Here is a 22,163-nt window from a genome sequence, read left to right on the forward strand (position 1 = left end):
TGGTCCTATCAAATTGGCCCGAAGTGGCTCTTACAACAGACCAATAGCCTGCCTAGGATGCTCGCAATCGCCAAGGAAAATCGTCATGTACAACCCTAAAGCCTTCGCCGTGGAAGACCTGCCGCAGTTGCATCGGATGATGGACGACTGCCGCCTGGCCGTCCTGATCACCCAGGGTGAGCACGGCTTGCAGGCCAGTCATCTGCCGTTGTTGCTGGACACCCAACAAGGCCCCAACGGCACCCTCTACGGCCACATGGCCCGGGCCAATCCGCAATGGCGTGACCTGCAAGCCGGCGCTGAAGCCCTGGTGGTTTTTGCCGGGGCCGATGCCTACGTCAGCCCGGCTTTCTACCCCGGCAAGGCCGAGCACGGCAAAGTCGTGCCGACCTGGAACTACCTGGCCATACACGCCTACGGCAGCGCCGAGGTGTTCAGCGATCCGCACCGGCTGCGCAACCTGGTCAGCGCCCTCACCGACCGCCACGAAACCGGTCGCAGCCAGCCCTGGAAACTCGACGACGCGCCAGCCGAGTACATCGACAGCATGCTCAAGGCCATCGTCGGGTTCGCCCTGCCCATCCAGCGCCTGGAGGGCAAGCGCAAACTCAGCCAGAACCGCAGCCCGGCGGACGCCGCCGGCGTGCGCAACGGCCTCGCGGCCAGCCCCGACCCGCAAGACCAGACGCTCGCGCGCCTGATGCCCGCCCCCTCGTCCAAGGAGTGAACATGAGCCAGACCGAAATCCGCCTCGTCAGCGCTGACGACCACGCCGCATGGCTGCCGTTGTGGCAGGCCTACCTGCGGTTCTATAACACCGAACTGCCGGACGCCGTCAGCCAAAGCACCTGGCAACGCTTGCTCGACGAACGCGAGCCGACCCACGGCGCACTCGCCTGGCAGGGCGACAAGGCCGTGGGCCTGGTGCATTTCATTTATCACCGCTCGAACTGGAGCATCGAGAACTCCTGCTACCTGCAGGACCTGCTGGTGACGGAGCAATGCCGCGGCACTGGCGTGGGTCGGCAGTTGATCGAGTTCGTCTACCGCACCGCCAAGGCCGATGGCTGCTGCAAGGTGCACTGGTTGACCCACGAGACCAACGCGACCGCGATCCAGCTCTACGAGCGCATCGCCGAACGCCCTGGCTTCATTCAATTTCGCAAAGCCCTGTAGGGAGCGCAGCATGTCGACTTCACTCGCCGATTGGAAAGGCGTACCGGCGCCGTCTACCCGGCTAATCGAAGGGCGGTTCATCCGCCTGGAAAAACTCGACCCGGCCCGTCATGCCGATGGTCTGTGGCAAGCGCTCGAAGGCCCCGGGGCCGATCCGAAACTCTGGGATTACCTGCCTTACGGTCCGTTCAAGGAACGCAGCGCTTTCGATGCCTGGCTGGACAATCATGCGGCCAACACCGACCCGTATTTTTTCAGCGTGATCGACCGCGCCAGCGGCGAGGTGCAAGGCATTCTCAGCCTGATGTCCATCGTGCCAGCCCAGGGCCGCATCGAGATCGGCCACGTGACCTTCGGCGCGCCAATGCAACGTTCGCCGAAAAGCACCGAGGCGGTGTACCTGCTGGCCAAAGAAGCTTTTGCCCTGGGCTATCGACGCCTGGAATGGAAGTGCAACAACGCCAACGCCCGCTCGCGCTACGCCGCCGAACGACTGGGCTTCACCTTTGAAGGCGTGTTCCGCCAGCACATGGTGGTCAAGGGTCAGAACCGCGACACCGCGTGGTATTCGATGCTGGATTCGGAATGGCCGGCCATTGGCGCCGCGTTCGAGCAGTGGTTGAGCGAGGCCAACCAGCGCGACGGCGGGCAGGTGCGTAGCCTGGCGCAATGCCGCGCATAGGTTGTGAGTGACGGATGACCGCCAGCGCGAACCCCTTCGCGCTGGCGATCGATCAGGGCGCGCGACTACGACTTGGACGGCTTCCTGCGCTCCATGAATCCTGCGAGCGTTACGTCGTTTACCCCGGGACGGGCATAGGGCCATGCCCATTGCGGTATTTCGCCATTGAGATTCACGTAGCGGGCCAGGGTCAACCGGCTGTGATCGGCACGCTGGTTAGTGAATTGGAAGTTGTGGAGAAAGTGCTGGGCCTGTCTTTGGGTCACGACGTACGCATCCATGATCAGCTGGTGCGCCAGGGCTTCTTCCTCGACCAGGCTGTCGATCAAGGCTTGGCTAAACGCCGCCTCGGAACTTAGCGAATCCGCCCGCCCGAGGGCGAAGCGAATGCTCTCGTCGGTGAACTGCGGCCCTATCAGGTCTTCCCAGATACCCCTGGCGCTCTGGAGCGTGGCACCTGGCATATTGCGCAGCGCGCCCCAGATATTCGGCGTGTCGAACAGAATGGCCATCCGGCTATTGGAAGGTGGCTGGGGAACGCTGAACAGCCTTGCGATCGCAGATAAGTCGCTGTCCTCGATGTATCGAATGCCCCCCAGAAAGGTGAAGAACTTCAACAATGGATACCGCTGATTGAACAGGCTACGCAGGTTCTGGTCATCGAATGGCCGCATCCAGTCGATATCAATGCGGCCTCTGGTCGCCACTTCCTGATAACGGCTGCCGGCATACTCGGCGATCAGTTGCAGTCGCGCATCGGACAACGCCGGGGTGCGGATCCATTGGGAAACCACATTCAAGGGCAGCAGGCCACCCAGGTTGGAAGCAATCACCGAAGATTGCAGCAGGATATTGGCCCGTCGCAGCAAGATCGGGTAGCGCCCAAGGACAACGGTGAACAGATCGACCAGATCTTCCGCCCGGTCGTAATAGATGAATTGATCCAACAGATCGGCAGGGTCGTCCATGGCATTGCCGGTTTCGTGTTCGTATCGCTTCTTCATCCTGCTCAAATCGTCGTGATCAACCAGAAGCGCACCATTGAGCGATTCCTCAAGCTGCTCCTCGGTGAGGTTGCCATGCACGGCTCGATCGTACTCGACATAGCCCAGGTGGTTCCTGGGGTGATGATCGGTCAGCTCCCTGGCCCGGACGCCGTACTCGAGCATGATATGGAGCACGTCCTGGGACAGCATCAGATACTCATTGTTGAGCAGTTCGGTGACCTCCTGGTTCAGGACCGGCCCCAACAAGGTGTCCTCGAAAAAGACCCGCAGTGCCTGATCCTTCAGCGAGTAGAAAGGCGTGCTGCTCAATGGCAGGCGAACGGGCGTACGGGGCGACAGGTAGCTGCCGATCAGGCGCAGCATCTCCGGTGGCAGGTTGGCGCCTTGTGCCTGATTCAAATATCGACGGGCCATGTCCTGGGCATACAGGTTCAAGCGGTTCAAGACCGGCTGAAACAGGCCTTGGGGATTGGGCGATCCGTAGACGATCCGGGTCAGATCGAGCACCGCCGACTCGCCCAGCAGATGTTCCAACGCCGGGGCGTTGTAAGCCAGGGCCTGTTGCACCGCGGTGGGTTGCGCCACCAGGTAGTGACCCATCTCCGGATGTTGGTCGATGTAGTCGGCAATCTCATTGCGCAGGCGCTGCATCGTGAATCGTCGTTGCACCGGCCCCTCGTTCAGTCCCCGGGCGACCGCGTTGAAGAAGCAATTGCCGTCAGCCGGGAACAGGACTTCATTACTTTCATCGAGCATCAACGTGTAGTGGTTTTCGCCCGTGCGCACCAGCACCACATCGGTACTTGCTCTAAGTGGATGGCTGCGCATCGGGTAGCCGGTTTCATCTTGTCCCGGCGTGAAGCGCACGGACCAATCCTGGTGCCCGCGCCGTTGGTCGATGATCAACAGACTGCGGTTCTGGGGCCAGTTTGGAAGGCGGGTGATGATGGATGGGACCAGATCCATGATCTCTACGTCCCATTGGTTTGGCGTACGGATCAGGTCGGAAACGGCGCGAAGCGATGAGGTGGCCGGTTGCTTGGGTGCCGATGGGCCCGGTTCAGGCGAGCCGGGCCGCGATCGCTTGCCCCCGCCCATGCCAAACCCTACGGCGCGCCACTCGCCATCGGGTGCACGCGCCACGGTGCTGCGCATCACGCCACTGGAGCGAATGTTCAACCCCGTGACAGGGTCGACGATGTTGGCCTCGGTGGCTCTGATCGGCGTGTTGTCGTGCACCCGGAACACCGTCCCATCAGGCTGGCGTACGAACACAGGCCGGGTCACGCTACCGGTGGCGCCATCGGTAATCACCGGTCGGTAGAAGCCCTGGGCATCGGCTGGCAGGCTCTGGACCAGCGTGGTATCCGCCACGGCATAGCGGCGATAAAGCGCCTCCTCCAGGGGCAATCCGAACGATGCTTGCGCCTGGTTCTGCTGCGCCGTTATCGCCCGAAATGAGGTCTGCCCGCGCAAGTTCACGCTCACGCCACCGAAGCCTGCCTGCTTGCGGGTGTTTGCTACGGTGTGGACGAATACCAATGTTGCCAGGTCCCTGGGAACGCCACCGGTCTTGACCACCAACAGGCCGGTGCGGATGGCCCGCGTCAGCAGCTGGAAACCGGGAATCAGCAGCAGGCCGGCCAGGTCCATGACGATCTCGACCACCATCATCATGATCCGCGCGGCGGTTTGCAGGCCGATGTCGCGGTTGCTGTTGGAACGGTGGTCGGCGTAGGCACTGTGGAAATTGACGTGGGCCCGGTGAAGGGTTTCAAGTACATCGTCGGTGATCAGATAGCCACGGATCAGTGGTCGACCGCGATGCTGGCCCAACGCACGATTTATTTCCTCCTGGTCGAGGGTCGAAATGCGCGAGCGAAAATACGTTCGCCATTCTTCCTGTTGCAACAGCGCTGTGACGCCATCGCTCAGGTCGGCGAACTCGTGAAGGTCATTGCCATGAGGACTGTCCGGGAAGTAAACGCCCACGGTCCCCTTGATGTCCGGCCCGCTCTGGTCTGAAAACACCAGCGCACCGTCAATGGTGACCGCGTTGCCAATGGTGCCAGGTTGCAAGCCGGCGGTTCCGCCCAGCAGCAGGCCATGGACGTGCACCCTGCGCCCACCTACCGGGGCACGTTTCGCGGCGCTGGGCGCTTGCAGGACTGCTTCCAGCCATCGTGCGACCAGCTTTTGCGACGTGGGTGGGTAGGAAACCTCATCCATCACAGCGGTCTTGAACACCTCGTCGCCCTTGAGCAGCGCCTCGTAGCCTTTGAACTCCAGACTGGCCCGGTAGGCCGCCTGCCAGGCAGCCTTGTATCGAGGCTGGTTCATTTGCTCGCGAAGCAGAATTTCGTAGCTGCCGCCGGCATCGATATTCGACGCCATCCGCGCCAGTTCGCCGCCGTTCAACGTGATCAGAAAACCGCTCGCCGGGTGGCGCACGCGTTGTCCATGTCGATCCACCAGGTTGATCGCCAGCACTTCGCGCATGGCGTTGGGGTACTGCGGCGGGCGCAGGTTATCGAGCATCAACTGGGTCAGGCTGCTGACCCGCGACTGTCTCGGGTTGGCTGCATCACCGAAGGAAAGCCGGATCATGGTTTGATCAGGATCCAGGTCCAGGCGCGGATGGATGGTTCGCTGCAAATACTGGCGGATCTTCTGGCGCGTGAACTGCACCAGCGTCGGAATATCGCTGCCCAGGGCATAGACCGCCTGGAATACCTGCCCTTCCAGACGGCGATAGCGGGCCTGCCCGGCAAACGTCGCCATTTTGTAGAAGCCGGGGCGACGATTCTCCACCAGGGTTTCCTGACGAGCGATCATGGGTCCGGCCAGTGACAACATGGGCAAACCCAAGGCGTCTTCGGCTCGTTGAGCAAACACCCGCACGGCGACCGTTTCGTTGCCCGGCGCATTCAGGGCCGTGTCCAGGGCGGCGCTTTGCCTCTGCAACAGGTCCGCCGCCGCGACTTCAAAGACATGTCCGGACAGTTCCACGCAGATATCCAGGATCGTGCGTTCCTGGCCCTGAACGCTGGGCCGCACGTGATCGACCAGGTTGTGGAATGAATCAAATCGCTGCAGCCCGTATTCCAGGGAATACAGGAACAGCGACGGCCTGTCGGTGAATTTGATCACCATCGCAGCCGGCCATGCCTGCTGCGCTGCCGTACCCATGTCGAGCATGACTGCATAGACGTGGGGGACGGGCGCCCGCAACAAACGGCTGCGATCCGCCTGGGAAGGATGGGTGGTGATGATATCCAGCAGGCGGTCTTCCTCGCTTTGCTGGATTCGCTCGCTCTGGGAAAGCTGGGCGGCAGGATCCCGATCGACTTTGTAGAGCTGGAAAAGGTGCGCGAAGCGTCGGGAAAACAACTGCGCGAGGGCGGCTTCTGTCGAAAGCGGTATGTTCAGCCCAAGCACATCGCCCCCGTTCTCCTTGTGACGGAAAAGCGCCAGCTCGTTACGAAACTGGCGCTTCACCTGCTCATTCGTCGTGGGCTGGGGGATGTGAAACACCGACTCCATGGCCCGTAGCGTCTGTTTGTCCAATGGGTCGGCGAAGACGCTGTCGGCTTCGTCCAGCGAATCCGGAAGGGTGAAAAAACCGACGCCGGTGTTGGCGAAGACGGGCGCCGTATCGCTGAGCAAGCTGCTGTGCATGACGCTGGTAAACGTCTCTGACGATGTCAGGGAGCGTGCTCCCGCCGGGTCTGTGGTGAAGTGATTCACGAAACAGTCGTCCGGATCGATAGCGTCAGGCAGTGAAGGATGGAGTTTTTTGCCGGGAAACTGTGCCTTGAGCGCGCTGACCAGCAGGTTGCCTGTCACCCTGTCGAAGGTGGGAAGCGCTGCGAACAAACGGGTCAGCTGGATCTGGTTGGTGTCCAGCTGTTCCAGCAACCTGACTTGCGCCTGGGCCTGGGCACTGAGCGGTTCGCCCTGGGGGGCCAGCGAGCCGGCGGTGAAGTTAGACATATGAAGGGTCCGGTTCTATTGAAGAGTCCGGACCCTATCGCGCCGTTCGACCCGAAACGGCATACATATGTATGGAGGACGGCTGAACCGGGCGGCAAGCGTAAGCTGATATGACCTTTGCCCGTAGCCCCTGTGGGAGCGGGCTTGCTCGCGAAACGGCCGGCGCGGTCTGACAGAGATACCGCGTTATCGTTCTTCGCGAGCAAGCCCGCTCCCACAGGGAATAATGGTGCAAGGGCTCAGGCCAGTTCCTGGGCCAGTACCGCAATATGTTCCGGCCCGATCCCGCAGCAGCCGCCCAGATGGCTGGCCCCGCGCTTGCGCCAGTCGGCTGCCCACTGGAGGTACCCCGGCGGATCGAGGTCTTCGCGCAGCGGGTCGAGGCCGTCATTGGCGGTCGCTTCCTTCGGCTGCGGCGGGAACGCATTGGCGTAGGCACCGATATGGATCGTCGCGCCCAGGCGCTGGAAGGTATCGCGTGCGGCATCGATTGCCGCACCGATCACTTCCGGCTGGCTGCAGTTGAACAGCAGCACCTCGACGCCTAATTCGGCCGCAACCGCCGCGGCGTCCGCCACCGGCTCGCCGGAACGCAGGCGCGGCACTTCGTCGGTGTCTTCATCTTTCAGGGTGAACGACAGCCAGAACGGCTTGCCATCCTTGGGCAGGCCGGCGTGGATCGCCCGGGCTTCGACCGTGGAGCTCTGGGTTTCGGCCAGCCACAGGTCGACATGGGGCGCGAGGCCGGTGACCAGCGGCGCGAGCAGCTCACTGGCGCGGGACGCGTCGAACAGGTCGGGGCGATAAGAGCCGAACAACGGCGGCAGCGACCCGGCAACCCGTACCGCCTTGTCCGAAGCCTGCACTGCCCGCCGCGCCAGTTCGCCGGCCAGCGCGGCCAACGCCTGGCCTTCTTCGGCAAAACGCGCCTCGCCAATGTGAAACGGCACCACCGCGTAGCTGTTGCTCGTGATCACGCTGGCACCACTGGCGATGTAGGCCGCGTGCACGGCCTCCACCGCCTGGGGTGCTTCACTCAGCGCCAGCGCCGACCATTCGGGTTGGCGGAACGGTGCGCCGCGGCGTTGCAGTTCGCGGCCCATGCCGCCATCGAGAATGACTGTCGTTGCTGAGGCCATATGCGATTCACTCATAAGCTTATGAAAAATACTCACTACCGGAGTTGTTCTTATAACTATTTAATACGCACCAATTGGTTTACTACAACTTATTTCTAAAGCAAGGGCCCTCACGTGAAACGACAACCATTGCTGGCCCTGGGCCTGACCTTGCTGGCTGCCTCGACGCAGGCGCTCGCCGGCGCGACGCTGGATCGCATCGAACAGAAAAAAGAGCTGGTCGGCGTGCTGATGGAAAGCTATCCACCCTTCTCGTTCCTGAACGATCAGAACCAGCTCGACGGTTTCGACGTCGATGTCGCCAAAGCCGTGGCCCAGAAGCTGGGGGTCAAGCTGCGCCTGGAAACGCCATCCTGGGACGTGATCGCAGCCGGGCACTGGAGCGGGCGCTACGACATTTGCATCTGCTCGATGACGCCGAGCAAGGCCCGCGCCGAAGTGTTCGATTTCCCGGTGCAGTACTACGCCTCGCCGGCGGTGATCGTGGTCAACGCCAAGGACAATAGCATCCACGGCGCCAAGGACCTGAGCGGCAAGAAAGTCGGCCTCACCAGCGCCTCCAGCTACGAGAGCTACCTGAACAAGAACCTGGTGATAGAAGGCGCCGAAGACACCCGCTTGAGCTACCCCTTCGACAACGTACAGATCGCCCCCTACGACACCGACAACGTGGCGTTCCAGGACCTGGGCCTGGGCGCCGGGGTGCGCCTGGATGCCGTGCTGACCAACCTCGTCACCGCCCAGCCACGCCTGACCGAAGACAAGCGCTTCAAACTGGCCGGCGAACCGCTGTACGCCGAACCGAACTCGGTGGCCATCGAAAAAGGCGACGCGCAATGGGATGCCAAGGTTCGTGACGTGTTTGCCCAGTTGAAACAGGACGGCACCTTGAGCAAACTCTCGCAGAAATGGATCGGCGCCGACATCACTCAATGACCTCTTTTCCGCCCCCTGCCCAGCCACCGCAACCGGTGGCTGAGTCGCGCCTGCAAAAAATCTTCGGCTTTCGCACCCGGCTGTACCTGACCTGGGCGGCGATGTTGGTGCTGTTCGCGGGTTTCTTCCTGAGCTTCGACCTGAAGTTCTCGATCATCCTCGACAAACTGCCGAACCTGGTCGGCCTGCACCTGGCGCCCAACGGTTTTCTGCAAGGGGCGGCGCTGACGTTGTTCCTGTGTATGTGCTCCATCGTCGCCTCGTCACTGCTGGGCTTCATCACCGCCCTGGCGCGGCTGTCCAAGAGTGCGGTGGCGTTCGGCATTGCCAGTTTCTACGCCTCGTTCTTTCGCGGTACGCCGCTGCTGATCCAGATCCTGCTGATCTACCTGGGCCTGCCGCAACTGGGCGTCGTGCCGGGGGCGATCACCGCCGGGATCATCGCCCTCTCGCTGAACTACGGCGCCTACCTGAGCGAAATCTTCCGCGCCGGCATCCTCGGCGTCCCCCACGGCCAACGCGAAGCCTCCCTCGCCCTGGGCCTGAAGGAAACCGTGATCTTCTGGCGCGTCACCCTGCCCCAGGCCATGCGCACCATCATCCCGCCGACCACCAACCAATTCATCTCCATGCTCAAGGACTCGTCCCTGATCTCGGTGATGGGTGTGTGGGAAGTGATGTTCCTGGCGCAGTCTTATGGGCGCTCCAGCTATCGCTACATCGAAATGCTGACGACCGCCGCGATCATCTACTGGTTGATGTCCATTGCGCTGGAGCTGATCCAGGCGCGGATGGAGCGGCATTATGGGAAGGCGTATCTGAAGCGCAATTGACGTGAGTACAAGACAGCAGCGATCAAAGGATGAATATCAACTCACCCTTCGGATAGGGACTAGGGAATCAACGGGTCTTTCGCCTCAATAAATACGTTGAGGCTTGCGAGCCGACTCACGCCATTCTGAAGAAGCACCAAGTTATCCGGCTCAGACATAAACCAAGCAAAAGTCCCCCAAGCCAACCCCGTGATGGTTTTCTTGAATCCGGCTGCTTCCCTGTCCGCGTAAGCCGTTACAAAAGCGACTTGTGAGCGACTGAAGCCACCTTTGTCTGTTATCGCGTACAACGCCTCTTGCCTGCGAGGGGTAATCGCTCCGTCGGTAGCAACTACCTCGACAAAGACGATCAATGGTTCAATCGGGCCAAGATCTACCAGAATCAGGTCAGGAAGATTTTTCTGCGCTTCAATGTCCAGTCCAATAACCGAAGCCAGCTGAAGATCGGGATGAGCAACCTTGTTACCTGATTCACTCAGCCAGATGACTCCTGGCTGTTCCAAGAACTTGGCAGCAAAAACCTCCACAACTGCCTTCGATATGTCTGAGCTAGGCCCCGAAACGAGCCGACGGGTGTCCCCATTAGGGAAAGACACTAAAACACCCTCTCTTCCTGCCGTACCTGCTCGCATGAGGGACACACGAGCTCTCGCACTGCGCGACAGATGTTTTTCCTGCCATTCCAAGATGGCAGCGGACAAGTCCTCACCTGCTAGGTCAGGGTCGAAAAGAGCCGCAAGGTCCGCTTTAAGTGCATAACGGGGCAGCCCCGATGTCGTAGGTACATCAGGCCGTTCAAGCACAGCCCCCACCACTAACAAACCTTCTCTCAAGGTTTCGTCGCGAATAGGTTCACGGGTATTGTCTGCGTACCAACGAACGCCTGGGACCTGAAAGGCCTTTTTCCGCAAGTTGCTCCGGTAACTTAAGCGAGCGTTTTGACAGCAATCTTCAGCCTGTGTATCTGTCATTCGATACACATGCACCGGCCCAAGCCAAACATCCGCACCCTCGACTGCACCGATATAGAGCATCGCAAAAACTGTGCTCGCCGCCAGCTCGCGTGTGCAATAGGAACGGTTGGGCGTTCCCTCTGGAAAAATCAGAGGCAGCCTTTCGGATATCAGCAATCGCGAGACGTAAGGTGGTAGCACTATTTCTTCCTTAGAAAAGTTTGGAGCATGCAACTTCGATGGCCTCTTTTGAAGCACCAGCGTCAACCAGCCTCGCCAGTTCCTTCAAGGCTGACGGATTGGGCAAAGGCAAAGACTCCAGCTCATAGGCTGAAACCGCCACAGACCCACTGACGCACCGAAACGCACGGTCAGCAGCTCCGCTGTTCAGAAATGCGGCTAGCACAGCAGTACTGACTTTGGGAGCGTCTGTGATGGGCTTGACCATATTGATATGATTTTCTATAACCACTCCGCCATGTGACTGAAGGAAATCTATCGGTAAAGCGGTCGCAATAAGACGACGGCTCTGCTCCTTGGCAGTGGTGCGCTGTAACAGCACACAAGGCTCAGTGGTCACCAGCCATTGGTCAGCGGGAGCCAGTTCGAAGTACGGAGCGTGGTTCTTTTTCTCTGCTCGAAAAACGAACTCACCATCAGCTGTAATTGCTTCAGCCCAAATAAGCGGCAGCCGACTGCTACCCTTTTGGTAAACCAATTGCGATTTATGGCGGTTCCAGACCAATGGCCCCGTACTCACTCGATAACCCCAATCGACAAGCCGATGAGGCATCTCGACAAGCTTTGCCACAAGTGAGGTTTGGCTGGGGTTGCGAGGCAGCAGCCAAGGCAGAGTGATGTCCTTCGGCAAAAAAATCGAGCCGGTTTCCCTAATCTCGGTCACACCCTCAGCAGATATTATTTCAGACACTGCTACGGGTACGGCTTTGCCAGTTTTTCGGTACGTGGTGAGCGCCATTTCTTGTAGAACATCATCGAAAACGCCTTTACGGGCGGCGACAAAATCAAGAGAAATCGGAGGGGCCTCCTGGCCTATCAAAGCACGAAGATTTTTGAAGTATCCCCCTGCCAAGAAAGATGTAGGGGTAACGAAAGCAATCACCCCTCCTGGTTTGGTTTGGCGAATGGCAAAATCAGTAAACAGGCCATAAAGATTGGCATGGCCATATAGAGAGCGCTTGTATAGCTCTCGTGTTGCGGCATCCAGCTTTGCTTTGCCATATGGCGGATTACCGATGACCAAGTCGAACCCGTCTTTGGTCGGATGATTACGCAAGGAGTCACATACCGTAATCATGATGGGTAAGCGCAGACCCGAAGTGCTGCTGATAGGTAACAACACTGCATCCAACGTCACTTGGCTGAGCCAAGCTCCAAAGGCATCTATTTCAAAACCATGTAGCCGGTTACCGATACTTTGCAGCAACAGCTTGGGGCTGCACTGAGCAAGCTCCTTCATAATCCGTTGTGCGATAGGCGCAAGGAACGCACCACCGCCACACGCCGGATCCAGCACACGACACGTTGCCCAATCGACATTAGCTGAAGTGGCTTGATCAATAAGCCGCGCAGTGAGGGCGGGAGGAGTATAGAAAATACCGAACTCTCCCCGATGCTCCGCGGGCAGCATACTGGTATAGGTAAGCCCTATCTGATAAGCGGCCGTTTCAGCATCGAATTTTGCGGCTTCCAAACCAATCTGCTCAGCCAGCAGGTTGGCAGTGTCGGAAAGCGTTGAGGTTTCAAATTCAGCAAGAGGTAACCGAAGCTCTTGAGGCGCGATTTTGAGCTCGTTGAGGCCGCGCCACCAGGCTTCAATCAGCCGAACGCCAAACGCTCTTGCAAACGCCAGCTGGCACGCCGCGGGGATTTCAGTAGCCATTGCACGAGCTGCGGCCCGAGCGGTAGTCAATGACTGGACAGGTGCCTTCGAAAAGAATGGTACGTCCAGCTCAGCGAATGTCATTTGCGCCTCTTTTGCCATACAGCCCCCAAAAGCGGGTCGCGATTCTACCTTGCTTTGAAGGTCTGCACGTCCCGCCTATCGCCGTTACGCGATGTTGCGTGAAAAAAAGGTGGTCCACAATTGGTAACTGACGTGGCAGAACCACTGCCAACCAGTTTGACGCCAGCAATGCTGTATGAATATACAGCTTTACTGACGCCATGCCAGTCCTCCGGCTAGACGGTTAAATCCATAGGCTCCGAGGACGAATCGCTATTGGAAGATACGGTGAGATCGCCCCGTCCCTCGATGCCCCACCCCAGCACTTCCAATGCATCGCAGCCGTCCTGCAGTAGTAAGTGAGCCGCATTGGCGAAGTGCTCAAGGTCATAACCTTCAGCGTTTTTCGTACATAGGCAGGAAACACTGTTGAGTAGATCCCGAGCAGCTCTGATTCGGTGTACAGCTGTTTCGAGAAGATCGGAGGCGCCAGCTTCTGAGTCGATGAACAGTGTGGCGCCTGTGCTGGTATTTGCCTGAAGGGGGTGATATTTGACCATCGGGATTGCTCTCTTGAGTTAGGAGCTACCACCGTTCGCGGCTAAGCAAATGTGGGTGGCGGCTGTACGCGGGTTAGCCGACCGGACAAGAGAATCCGGCACACCCGAAGATGTCCCACGCACAGCTGCCATAGATGGAAACCTAAGCAGCAAAAAGCGCCGCCGTTGGGGGGCGCTCGTGCTCTCTTGTTCGACCGGCTAAGATCGATCACCGATTGGTCGGTGACGAGAGAACTATAGGCGACACCCTGACGCTACAAAGCTGAGTTTCTGTATCTCGGAACGATCCTACGCGAAACACAGAAAGGCTTTACAAAGCTCAATTTTGATCGGCCGCAAGCCTACCATCGCGAACCTAATCTGTATCGAGCAATTGATACTGCGCCTTACGATTGAGCGTTGCCTGACACCGTTTCAGTTATAGAGACAGGTCCACGAATGCTGTAGGGCAAAGCCGCAGCTCATGGAGGTAATCGCGGCGCTGCTCCGTTCGCAGCATCATCGGCCTACAACTCGCATCCGATGTGTCTTGCCAACGGCAGAGACATGGCTGGCATCGCCCGCCAGACGGAGTTTTTAAAGTGCAGACTCTACTCAAAAGAGGCTGCATTCGATGCAAACCCGACACGTTTACCCACCCCAGCACCTCGCCCTGGCTGTTGCCTTGGTGCTGGGGTGCGCTGATGTTTCCATGGCTCAGCAACCTGCCGACATCCCTGTCCCCGCCGCTACAACAGCCGAGCTGCAAGGCCGCCTCAAGGCGTTCGCCGCTGCAACGGATACCACGCCCTCCAAAGTCCCGAAGCCTCACCAAGGCGAGGAAAAATTGGCGGATACAAACGATCTGGCGGTCCTCAGCGGACGCGCAAAGTTCGTAGGTTCGGTGGACGGTGGTGGTGGCACCAACATGCTGCAATTGGACATTACCAAGGGCGGCAAACTGGAAGAAGCGCGCAATTTCGAGGCCCTGCACGTTACCAAAGGCGAGTGGGAGCAGGCTGGGAATTTCGCTGGCTGGGGAGTGATCGAGCCGAAAACCATGCTGGTGAACACCGGCCATATTGGCGGGCAGATTGGGGTTCTCGGTGTGTTCGATAACAAGGGGGTTGTCGCCAATAGCGTCACTGTTGAACCAAAAGCCCGCATGACCAACACCGGCACTGTCTCTGGCCGGGTCGACGTGCGTGAGAATGCCTGGTTCGCAGGCAACGGAACGGTGGGACTCCTGAACGTGGCAGGCCAGTTGGAGGTCGGCCCAGAGATCGGCGCTCCTACTGTTACCCAGAACCTTTCCCTTTCAAAAACGGCAAACCTGATCTATCGCGTCAATGCCGAGGGCGATCACGCCACCATTAAAGTCGGCGGCATCGCACATCTGAACAACGCGACACTGACCATCACCAGTGTACCGGGCGAGCACATTGATACCGGTGGGCATACCGTCATCCAGGCGAAAAAAGTTGAGGGAGAGTTCGGTCAGGTCGTCAGTCAGCTTGCGTACGTGACAGCTCAGCCACACTACCCTGGGACAGAGGTTCGGCTGACCTATGTCCGCAATGGGGTCCTAATCGAGGACGCTGCCAATACCCCTAACGGGAAAAAATTTGGGTCTAGTGTAGTAACGCCGCCGGCGAATAAACCACCGAAGCCAGCGCTTGTTGATGCGCCAGCCGGTGCGCAGGTGTCAGCCGCCATACCGGAAGATGAGATCCCAACGCATCAGCCCGTCGAGCCTCTCAAAAGCACAGAAGCCACCCCAAGACCTGCGAGCCAACCGCAAACCGCGAGCACCACACCAAAACCCAACGCAGCCATCAGCGCCCTGCTCGGCACCAACCTGATCACAGCCGCCGAGGCCATCGATCAATTAGGCGGCTATGACACGGCAGACCTGGGCAATGCCACCCTGAGCAGCATGGCTCCGATCAGCGCCGGCATGATCTCGGCCATGGGCCAGAACCACCCAGGGAGCGGGTATGCCGACGGCCAGGTCTGGGTCCAGGCGCTGGGCAATAGCGGCACACTGGGCAAGCAATTGGACCGCTATGCCCTCAAGCATTCGACCAAAGGCCTGATGCTGGGAACCGATTGGGCCGTCAGCCCCGAATGGCGCCTGGGAATAATCGGCAGCAAGAGCCAGACCCGGTTGGACGGTTACCGATTCGACGGAGGGCTCGACAGTTGGCACGTTGGCGCCTACGCCTTGCGTCAGGACGGCCCTCTGGCGCTGCGCTTCGGCGCCACGTTCGGCAGTCATGACGGCACCACCAAGCGTCATGTGGCCTTCAACCGTTTCAGTGATCATCTTAAAGGTCGTTACGATGCCCGCACGCATCAGGCCTTTACCCAAGTCGGCTACAGCTTCGACGTCGCCCAGATCGATGTCGAGCCCTATGTCCACCTGGGCTACCAACGCTACCAGCGCGACCGATATACCGAGAAAGGTGGCGACGCCGCGTTGCAGGTCAACAGCCAGGCCCAAGACACTTACCACAGCAACCTGGGCCTGCGCCTCGCCCGGGGCTTTGCGTTCGATCAGGGCATGGCGCTGTCACCTCGGCTGAATGTCGGCTGGAAACATCGCTACGGCGAGGTGAGGGGTCTCTCCCGCCAGCGCCTGGCGAATGGCGGCAACACGTATACCATCGAAGGCATCGAACTGGACCGCGACAGCCTGCTCGTCGAAGCGGGGCTGGACCTGGCGGTTTCGCCACGGCATACCCTGGGGCTGAGCTATAACAGCGAAACGGGTCAGGACAACCGCAACGGCGCGTTGCTGGGTCAGTGGCGAATGATGTTCTGACCCGTCGCCGCCCTTGTGGGAGCGGGCTTGCTCGCGAAAGCGATGTAACAGTCAACATACAGGTTGGATGTGCCGACGTCTTCGCGAGCAAGCCCGCTCCCACAAAGGCGACAGCGGCAAGCAATGGGCAAAAAAAAGGGGAGCACATGCTCCCCCGAGGTAAAAAGGTTGGATCGAGGCTGCTGACTCAGCCTTCGATCTCGATCAGGATCTCGCCGGGGTTGACCCGGTCGCCCTTGGCCACATGAATGGCGGTGACCTTGCCAGCGATGGCCGCCTGCACTTCGGTTTCCATCTTCATGGCTTCGGTGATCAGTACCGCCTGGCCGGCCTTGACGACGTCGCCTTCCTTGACCAGCACATCGACGATGTTGCCCGGCATGGTGGTGCTGACGTGACCCGGTGCAGTGGCTTGTTTGCGCTTGCTGCTGCCGCCGCCGACGAACTCGTTGAGTGGCTCGAACACCACTTCTTCCGGCATGCCGTCGATGGACAGGTAGAAGTGGCGCTTGCCTTCAGCCTTGACGCCGACGCCAGTGATGTCGACGCGGTAGGTCTCGCCGTGCACATCGATGACGAACTCGGTCGGCACGCCTTCGCCGCCGGCAGAGGTGACACTGCCAGCCTCGGGGATCGGCAACAGCACTTCCGGAGTCAGGGTGCCGGCTTCACGTTCTTCGAGGAACTTGCGACCGATGTCCGGGAACATGGCGTAGGTCAGGACGTCCTCTTCGGACTTGGCCAGCGCGCCGATTTCACCGCGCAGCTTGGTCATTTCCGGCTTGAGCAGATCGGCCGGACGCACGTCGATCACCTCTTCGCTGCCGATGGCCTGGCGACGCAGTTTCTCGTTGACCAAACCCGGCGCCTTGCCGTAGCCGCCCTGCAGATAAAGCTTCACTTCATTGGTGATGGTCTTGTAGCGCTCACCGGCCAGCACGTTGAAAAACGCCTGGGTGCCGACGATCTGCGAGGTCGGGGTGACCAGCGGCGGGAAGCCGAGGTCTTCGCGCACCCGCGGGATTTCCGCCAGCACTTCGTTCATCCGGTTCAACGCGCCCTGCTCTTTCAACTGGTTGGCGAGGTTGGAAATCATCCCGCCCGGGACCTGGTTGACCTGGACACGGGTGTCCACCGCAGTGAACTCGCTTTCGAACTGGTGGTACTTCTTGCGCACGGCGTAGAAGTACAGGCCGATTTCCTGCAACAGTTCCAGGTCCAGGCCGGTGTCGAACTCACTGCCTTTAAGGGCGGCGACCATCGATTCGGTGCCCGGATGGCTGGTACCCCAAGCGAAGCTGGAGATGGCGGTGTCGATGTGATCGGCGCCATTTTCCACGGCCTTGAGCTGGCACATTGCGGCCAGGCCGGCGGTGTCGTGGGAGTGGATGAACACCGGCAGCGATTGCTCAGCCTTCAGGGCCTTGACCAATTCGCCGGTGGCGTAAGGGGTCAGCAGGCCGGCCATGTCCTTGATCGCCACCGAGTCGCAACCCATGGCTTCCATCTGCTTGGCCTGGGCCACGAACGCGTCGATGGTGTGCACCGGGCTGGTGGTGTAGGCGATGGTGCCCTGGGCATGCTTGCCGGCAGCCTTCACCGCTTCGATGGCAACCCGCAGGTTACGCACGTCGTTCATTGCATCGAAAATCCGGAACACATCGATGCCATTGACGGCGGCCTTGGCCACGAATGCCCGAACCACGTCATCGCTGTAGTGGCGGTAGCCCAGCAGGTTCTGGCCGCGCAGGAGCATTTGCAGACGGGTGTTAGGCAAGGCCGCGCGCAGTTGGCGCAGGCGCTCCCACGGGTCTTCCTTGAGGAAGCGCACGCAGGCGTCGAACGTCGCGCCGCCCCAGACTTCCAGCGACCAGTAGCCGACTTTGTCGAGCTTGTCGCAGATTGGCAGCATGTCTTCGGTGCGCATGCGAGTGGCAAGCAGCGATTGATGGGCGTCGCGCAGGATTGTGTCGGTTACGTGGATCTTCTTGGACATTGTCATGGTTCCTTACAGGCCTGCGTGGGCGGCAATGGCGGCGGCGATGGCCAGGGCCAGCTCTTCGGGTTTGCGCTTGATCGAGTAGTTGGTCAGTTCAGGGTGGCTTTCAACGAAGCTGGTGTTGAACTGGCCGCTGCGGAATTCCGGGTTGCGCAGGATTTCCTGGTAATACGCGGCGGTGGTCTTGACCCCTTGCAGGCGCATGTCGTCCAGGGCTCGCAGGCCACGGTCCATCGCTTCTTCCCAGGTCAACGCCCAGACCACCAGTTTCAGGCACATCGAATCGTAGAACGGCGGGATGGTGTAGCCGGTATAGATCGCCGTGTCGGTGCGCACACCCGGGCCGCCTGGGGCGTAGTAGCGGGTGATCTTGCCGAAGCTGGGCAGGAAATTGTTTTTCGGGTCCTCGGCGTTGATCCGGAACTGCAACGCAAAGCCACGGTGCACGATGTCTTCCTGCTTGACCGAGAGCGGCAGCCCGGACGCAACGCGGATCTGCTCGCGAACGATGTCGATCCCGGTGATTTCTTCGGTGATGGTGTGTTCCACCTGCACCCGGGTGTTCATCTCCATGAAGTACACCTCGCCTTCGGCGAGCAGGAACTCCACGGTGCCGGCATTCTCGTAGCCCACGGCCTTGGCGGCGCGCACCGAGAGGTCGCCGATGTAGGCGCGCTGCTCGGGGGTCAGTTGCGGGCTGGGGGCGATCTCAATCAGCTTCTGGTTACGGCGCTGGATCGAGCAGTCACGCTCGAACAGGTGCACCACGTTGCCAAAGCTGTCTCCGAGGATCTGCGCCTCGATGTGCTTGGGATTGACGATGCATTTTTCCAGGAACACTTCCGCCGACCCGAACGCCTTGGTGGCTTCGGATATGACCCGCGGGAAGGCCTGTTCGAGTTCTTCGCGGCTGTTGCAGCGACGAATACCACGACCGCCGCCGCCGGACGTGGCCTTGAGCATCACCGGGTAACCGATGCGATCTCCCTCGGTCAGCGCTTCTTCGATGCCCGACACGTTGCCTTCGGTGCCCGGCGTGACCGGCACACCGGCCTTGATCATGCTGCGGCGCGCTTCGGTCTTGTCGCCCATGCGGCGAATCACTTCCGCCGATGGACCAATGAATTTGATGCCGCGTTCGGCGCAGATGTCTGCCAGTTCGGCGTTTTCCGAAAGGAAACCGTAGCCGGGATGCAAGGCATCGCAGCCAGTCTCCACCGCCAGGTTCACCAACTTGCGCGGGTTCAGGTAACCAGCCAGCGGATCGGCACCGATGCTGTGGGCCTCGTCCGCACGCTTGACATGCAGGGCATGACGGTCAGCGTCGGAATAGACCGCGACCGAGCGAATGCCCATCTCGGCGCAAGCGCGCACGATGCGGACGGCAATCTCACCGCGGTTGGCGATCAGGATCTTTTTTATCAATTGGAGGTTCCCTTGAGCCGGTGATACCACGACCTGGAGCCCAGGCCGACGCGTGACCAGATGTAACAATTGGTCGCAGGTCCACACTAGTCCCGGCTGGGGATTAACAAAAATGAATATTTATTGGGTCGTGCATAAGTAAACACTTATAGTTGCGATACCCATCGCCGTTCAGAGTGCATAACGAATGCGTAAGTCATTGATGCGTATGACATTGCGTCAACTTCAGGTTTTCAATGAGGTGTGTGACCTGCGGTCCTACAGCCGTGCGGCCGATGAAATGTCACTCACGCAACCGGCCGTTAGCCTACAGATCCGATCCCTTGAAGAGCTGATCGGCCAGCCATTGTTTGAATACGTTGGCAAAAAGCTCTACATGACAGAAGCCGCCGAAGCGCTGCAACGGGCCAGCCGGGACATCTTCGGACGCCTGGAAAACCTCGATATGCAGCTCTCGGACATGCAGGGTTCGCTGCAGGGCCAGTTGAAGCTGGCAGTGGAATCCAGTGCCAAGTATTTCGCCCCGCACCTGTTCGCCGCGTTCAAGCGCCAGCATCCGGAGGTCAACCTGAGTCTCACGGTCGTCAACCGCGGCCAGGTCATTCGCCGGCTCTCGGACAACCGAGACGACGTGGTGATCATGTCCATGGTGCCCCAGGACATGGGCCTGGAATTCCTGCCATTTCTCAACAATCCCATCGTCGCGGTGGCGCCGCCCGACCATCCGTTGTGCCACATGCCGTTGTGCCACATCGGCCCGTTGCGCTTGCAAGACCTGGAGCCGTATACGCTGCTGCTGCGCGAGCCGGGGTCAGGCACGCGGTTGGCTTGCGAAGAGTATTTCAAGGAGAAACGGGTGCACTTCACCCAGACCCTGGAGGTGGCCTCGGCTGAGGCCCAACGCGAATGCGTGGTGGCGGGCCTGGGCGTGGCGCTGTTGACGCGCCACGCCGTGAGCCGGGAATTGTCGTCCGGCGCACTCATCGAGTTGCCGGTGGAGGAGTTGCCGCTCTACCGCAGTTGGTGCCTGGTTCAGGCCCGGGCCAAGCGCCTGTCACCGGTGGCCCACGCCTTCCTGGCGTTCGTGCGCGGGGAGCGCGCTCAGATCATTGGCCTGGTTGAGCGTTTCGACGGGAAGCCGACGGTGACGCCTGCCAGTAATTGAACTCGATCGTGTCAGGAAATTCGCTGATTTCTGCCAGCAATTGACGCTGCTCAGAGCGGTCTTCGATCGCACGACGGAACGCCATGCGGCGCTGGTCTTCCTGCTGACGACGGGTTTTGACGGCGCTGCGTTCTTCGTAGGACTGGGTCATGTCGAGACTCCCAAGACGTTTACGGGAGCTTTACGATGCAGGCAGGCGATGACCGTTTGGCGGCGCGTGGGTTACAGAATGATGAATTCAGCGCGCCACCGCCCTGTGGCGAGGGAGCTTGCTCCCGCTGGGGCGGTCCGACGTCTCGGGCGAAGCGACCCCAGCGATTTATTCAATGAAACCGCAGTGGCCGGCTTGCGACTGCTACGCAGCCGAGCGGGAGCAAGCTCCCTCGCCATAAAAGCTCCTGCCTCCGGGACTCAGTCGTCCAGCGCCTTCACTGACTTGGGCGATAGCCGCAGGCTGCGCAGGCTGCGCTTGACGCTCTTGAGATGGTTGACCAGGCTCGGGCCGCGCGCCATGGCGACGCCCATTGCCAGGACGTCAATAACCACCAGGTGCGCGATACGCGAGGTCAGCGGCGTATAGATCTCGGTGTCTTCATGCACGTCGATGGCCAGGTTCACCGTGGAGAGCTCGGCCAGTGGCGTCTGGCTCGGGCACAGGGTGATCAGCGAGGCCCCGCTCTCACGCACCAGGTTGGCGGTGATCAACAAGTCTTTGGAACGTCCCGACTGGGAAATACAGATCGCCACGTCGGTAGGCTTCAACGTGACCGCCGACATCGCCTGCATGTGCGGATCGGAATAGGCCGCCGCCGTGAGCAGCAACCGGAAGAACTTGTGCTGGGCATCGGCCGCTACCGCGCCCGAAGCGCCGAAGCCGTAGAATTCGACACGCTGGGCCTGGGACATCGCCGTCACGGCTTTCTGTAGCGCCACCGGATCGAGCTTCTCGCGAACCTCCATCAGCGTATGCAGGGTCGTGTCGAAAATCTTCAGGCTGTAGTCGGCGACCGAATCATCTTCATGGATCGCAAACTGGCCGAAGCTCGCCCCGGCCGCCAGGCTTTGCGCCAGCTTGAGTTTCAGGTCCTGGAAGCCCGAGCAACCGATGGCCCGACAGAAACGCACGATGGTCGGTTCACTGATACCCACGCTGTGGGCAAGATCAGCCATGGAGCTGTGCATGACGGCCGCAGGGTCAAGCAGTACATGATCGGCGACTTTCAGTTCCGATTTGCGCAGCAGGTGGCGTGACTGGGCGATGTGTTGCAACAGGTTCAAGGGGCTGGACTCTTGTTATTGGCAGGTGCCGGGATGTAGCAAGCTTGTAGTTATACTACAAGAATTGGCTTTTTGCCTGTTCAAAACGTAACTGGATCCGCTGGGCTGCCCCTTGTTTTGGCGGGGAACGCGCCATGTAGCCTTCTTCACAGGCCGTGCGGGCGTACGAAAATAAACTGGCGACCGACCGCAGACGCTGCCGACTGCTTTCGTACGCAAGGGCCAGCGGGATGAACGACAAGCCCCAG

The 22,163-nt window shown here is 59.9% G+C and carries 16 protein-coding genes; 7 read left to right on the forward strand and 9 right to left on the reverse strand.

Going from position 1 to position 22,163, the window contains the following annotated elements:
• Positions 1-85: 85 nt before the first annotated feature.
• The 3 genes from RGM2987_RS15575 to RGM2987_RS15585 are packed head-to-tail and all read left to right on the forward strand — an operon-like array spanning position 86 to position 1,858.
• Positions 86-727 (forward strand): FMN-binding negative transcriptional regulator, encoded by a 642-nt coding sequence (locus RGM2987_RS15575; protein ID WP_245142751.1) that lies wholly within the window; start codon positions 86-88, stop codon positions 725-727.
• A 2-nt stretch (positions 728-729) separates the two neighbouring features.
• Complete coding sequence (locus RGM2987_RS15580) at positions 730-1,176, forward strand: GNAT family N-acetyltransferase (protein WP_245142753.1); 447 nt, start codon at positions 730-732, stop codon at positions 1,174-1,176.
• A 10-nt stretch (positions 1,177-1,186) separates the two neighbouring features.
• Complete coding sequence (locus RGM2987_RS15585; protein WP_245142755.1) at positions 1,187-1,858, forward strand: GNAT family protein; 672 nt, start codon at positions 1,187-1,189, stop codon at positions 1,856-1,858.
• Positions 1,859-1,923: 65 nt separating this feature from the next.
• Here RGM2987_RS15585 and RGM2987_RS15590 read toward each other — a convergent pair whose 3' ends face one another.
• Positions 1,924-6,858 carry an OTU domain-containing protein gene (locus RGM2987_RS15590; RefSeq protein WP_245142757.1) on the reverse strand — a complete coding sequence of 1,645 codons (4,935 nt, stop codon included), beginning with the start codon at positions 6,856-6,858 and terminating at the stop codon, positions 1,924-1,926.
• Between the two features lie 239 nt (positions 6,859-7,097).
• A complete protein-coding gene (locus tag RGM2987_RS15595; protein ID WP_245142759.1) occupies positions 7,098-7,997 on the reverse strand; it encodes a homocysteine S-methyltransferase family protein in 900 nt (299 codons plus the stop codon).
• A 114-nt stretch (positions 7,998-8,111) separates the two neighbouring features.
• On the opposite strand from RGM2987_RS15595, the gene RGM2987_RS15600 reads away from it, so the two are divergent.
• A complete protein-coding gene (locus RGM2987_RS15600; RefSeq protein WP_245142762.1) occupies positions 8,112-8,933 on the forward strand; it encodes an ABC transporter substrate-binding protein in 822 nt (273 codons plus the stop codon).
• Complete coding sequence (locus RGM2987_RS15605) at positions 8,930-9,766, forward strand: amino acid ABC transporter permease (protein ID WP_245142764.1); 837 nt, start codon at positions 8,930-8,932, stop codon at positions 9,764-9,766. The genes RGM2987_RS15600 and RGM2987_RS15605 overlap by 4 nt, the downstream gene beginning before the upstream one ends.
• A gap of 59 nt (positions 9,767-9,825) precedes the next feature.
• On the opposite strand, the gene RGM2987_RS15610 is transcribed toward RGM2987_RS15605, so the two are convergent.
• From RGM2987_RS15610 to RGM2987_RS15620, 3 genes are all read right to left on the reverse strand, one after another.
• A complete protein-coding gene (locus RGM2987_RS15610) occupies positions 9,826-10,920 on the reverse strand; it encodes a BsuBI/PstI family type II restriction endonuclease (RefSeq protein WP_245142766.1) in 1,095 nt (364 codons plus the stop codon).
• Between the two features lie 10 nt (positions 10,921-10,930).
• Positions 10,931-12,706, reverse strand: coding sequence for an N-6 DNA methylase (locus RGM2987_RS15615; protein ID WP_245142769.1), 1,776 nt, complete (start codon positions 12,704-12,706; stop codon positions 10,931-10,933).
• 215 nt (positions 12,707-12,921) lie between these two features.
• On the reverse strand, positions 12,922-13,245 hold the full coding sequence (locus RGM2987_RS15620) for a hypothetical protein (protein ID WP_245142773.1): 324 nt from the start codon (positions 13,243-13,245) through the stop codon (positions 12,922-12,924).
• Positions 13,246-13,936: 691 nt separating this feature from the next.
• On the opposite strand from RGM2987_RS15620, the gene RGM2987_RS15625 reads away from it, so the two are divergent.
• On the forward strand, positions 13,937-16,048 hold the full coding sequence (locus RGM2987_RS15625; RefSeq protein WP_245142775.1) for an autotransporter outer membrane beta-barrel domain-containing protein: 2,112 nt from the start codon (positions 13,937-13,939) through the stop codon (positions 16,046-16,048).
• A gap of 187 nt (positions 16,049-16,235) precedes the next feature.
• On the opposite strand, the gene oadA is transcribed toward RGM2987_RS15625, so the two are convergent.
• Together oadA and RGM2987_RS15635 are read right to left on the reverse strand one after the other, a co-directional pair.
• A complete protein-coding gene (gene oadA, locus RGM2987_RS15630) occupies positions 16,236-18,044 on the reverse strand; it encodes a sodium-extruding oxaloacetate decarboxylase subunit alpha (RefSeq protein WP_245142777.1) in 1,809 nt (602 codons plus the stop codon).
• Positions 18,045-18,056: 12 nt separating this feature from the next.
• On the reverse strand, positions 18,057-19,472 hold the full coding sequence (locus RGM2987_RS15635) for an acetyl-CoA carboxylase biotin carboxylase subunit (protein WP_245142779.1): 1,416 nt from the start codon (positions 19,470-19,472) through the stop codon (positions 18,057-18,059).
• A 187-nt stretch (positions 19,473-19,659) separates the two neighbouring features.
• On the opposite strand from RGM2987_RS15635, the gene RGM2987_RS15640 reads away from it, so the two are divergent.
• Positions 19,660-20,637 carry a LysR family transcriptional regulator gene (locus RGM2987_RS15640; protein WP_280639946.1) on the forward strand — a complete coding sequence of 326 codons (978 nt, stop codon included), beginning with the start codon at positions 19,660-19,662 and terminating at the stop codon, positions 20,635-20,637.
• Here RGM2987_RS15640 and RGM2987_RS15645 read toward each other — a convergent pair.
• On the reverse strand, positions 20,579-20,788 hold the full coding sequence (locus tag RGM2987_RS15645; RefSeq protein ID WP_245142781.1) for a hypothetical protein: 210 nt from the start codon (positions 20,786-20,788) through the stop codon (positions 20,579-20,581). The two genes, RGM2987_RS15640 and RGM2987_RS15645, sit on opposite strands and share 59 nt — an antisense overlap.
• Before the next feature lie 260 nt (positions 20,789-21,048).
• Positions 21,049-21,915: a transcriptional regulator HexR gene (gene hexR, locus RGM2987_RS15650; RefSeq protein WP_003187110.1), complete on the reverse strand. Its 867-nt coding sequence runs from the start codon at positions 21,913-21,915 to the stop codon at positions 21,049-21,051.
• Between the last annotated feature and the right edge of the window lie 248 nt (positions 21,916-22,163).

It is taken from the genome of Pseudomonas sp. RGM2987 (assembly GCF_022952855.1).
In the GTDB taxonomy this organism is placed as follows: domain Bacteria; phylum Pseudomonadota; class Gammaproteobacteria; order Pseudomonadales; family Pseudomonadaceae; genus Aquipseudomonas.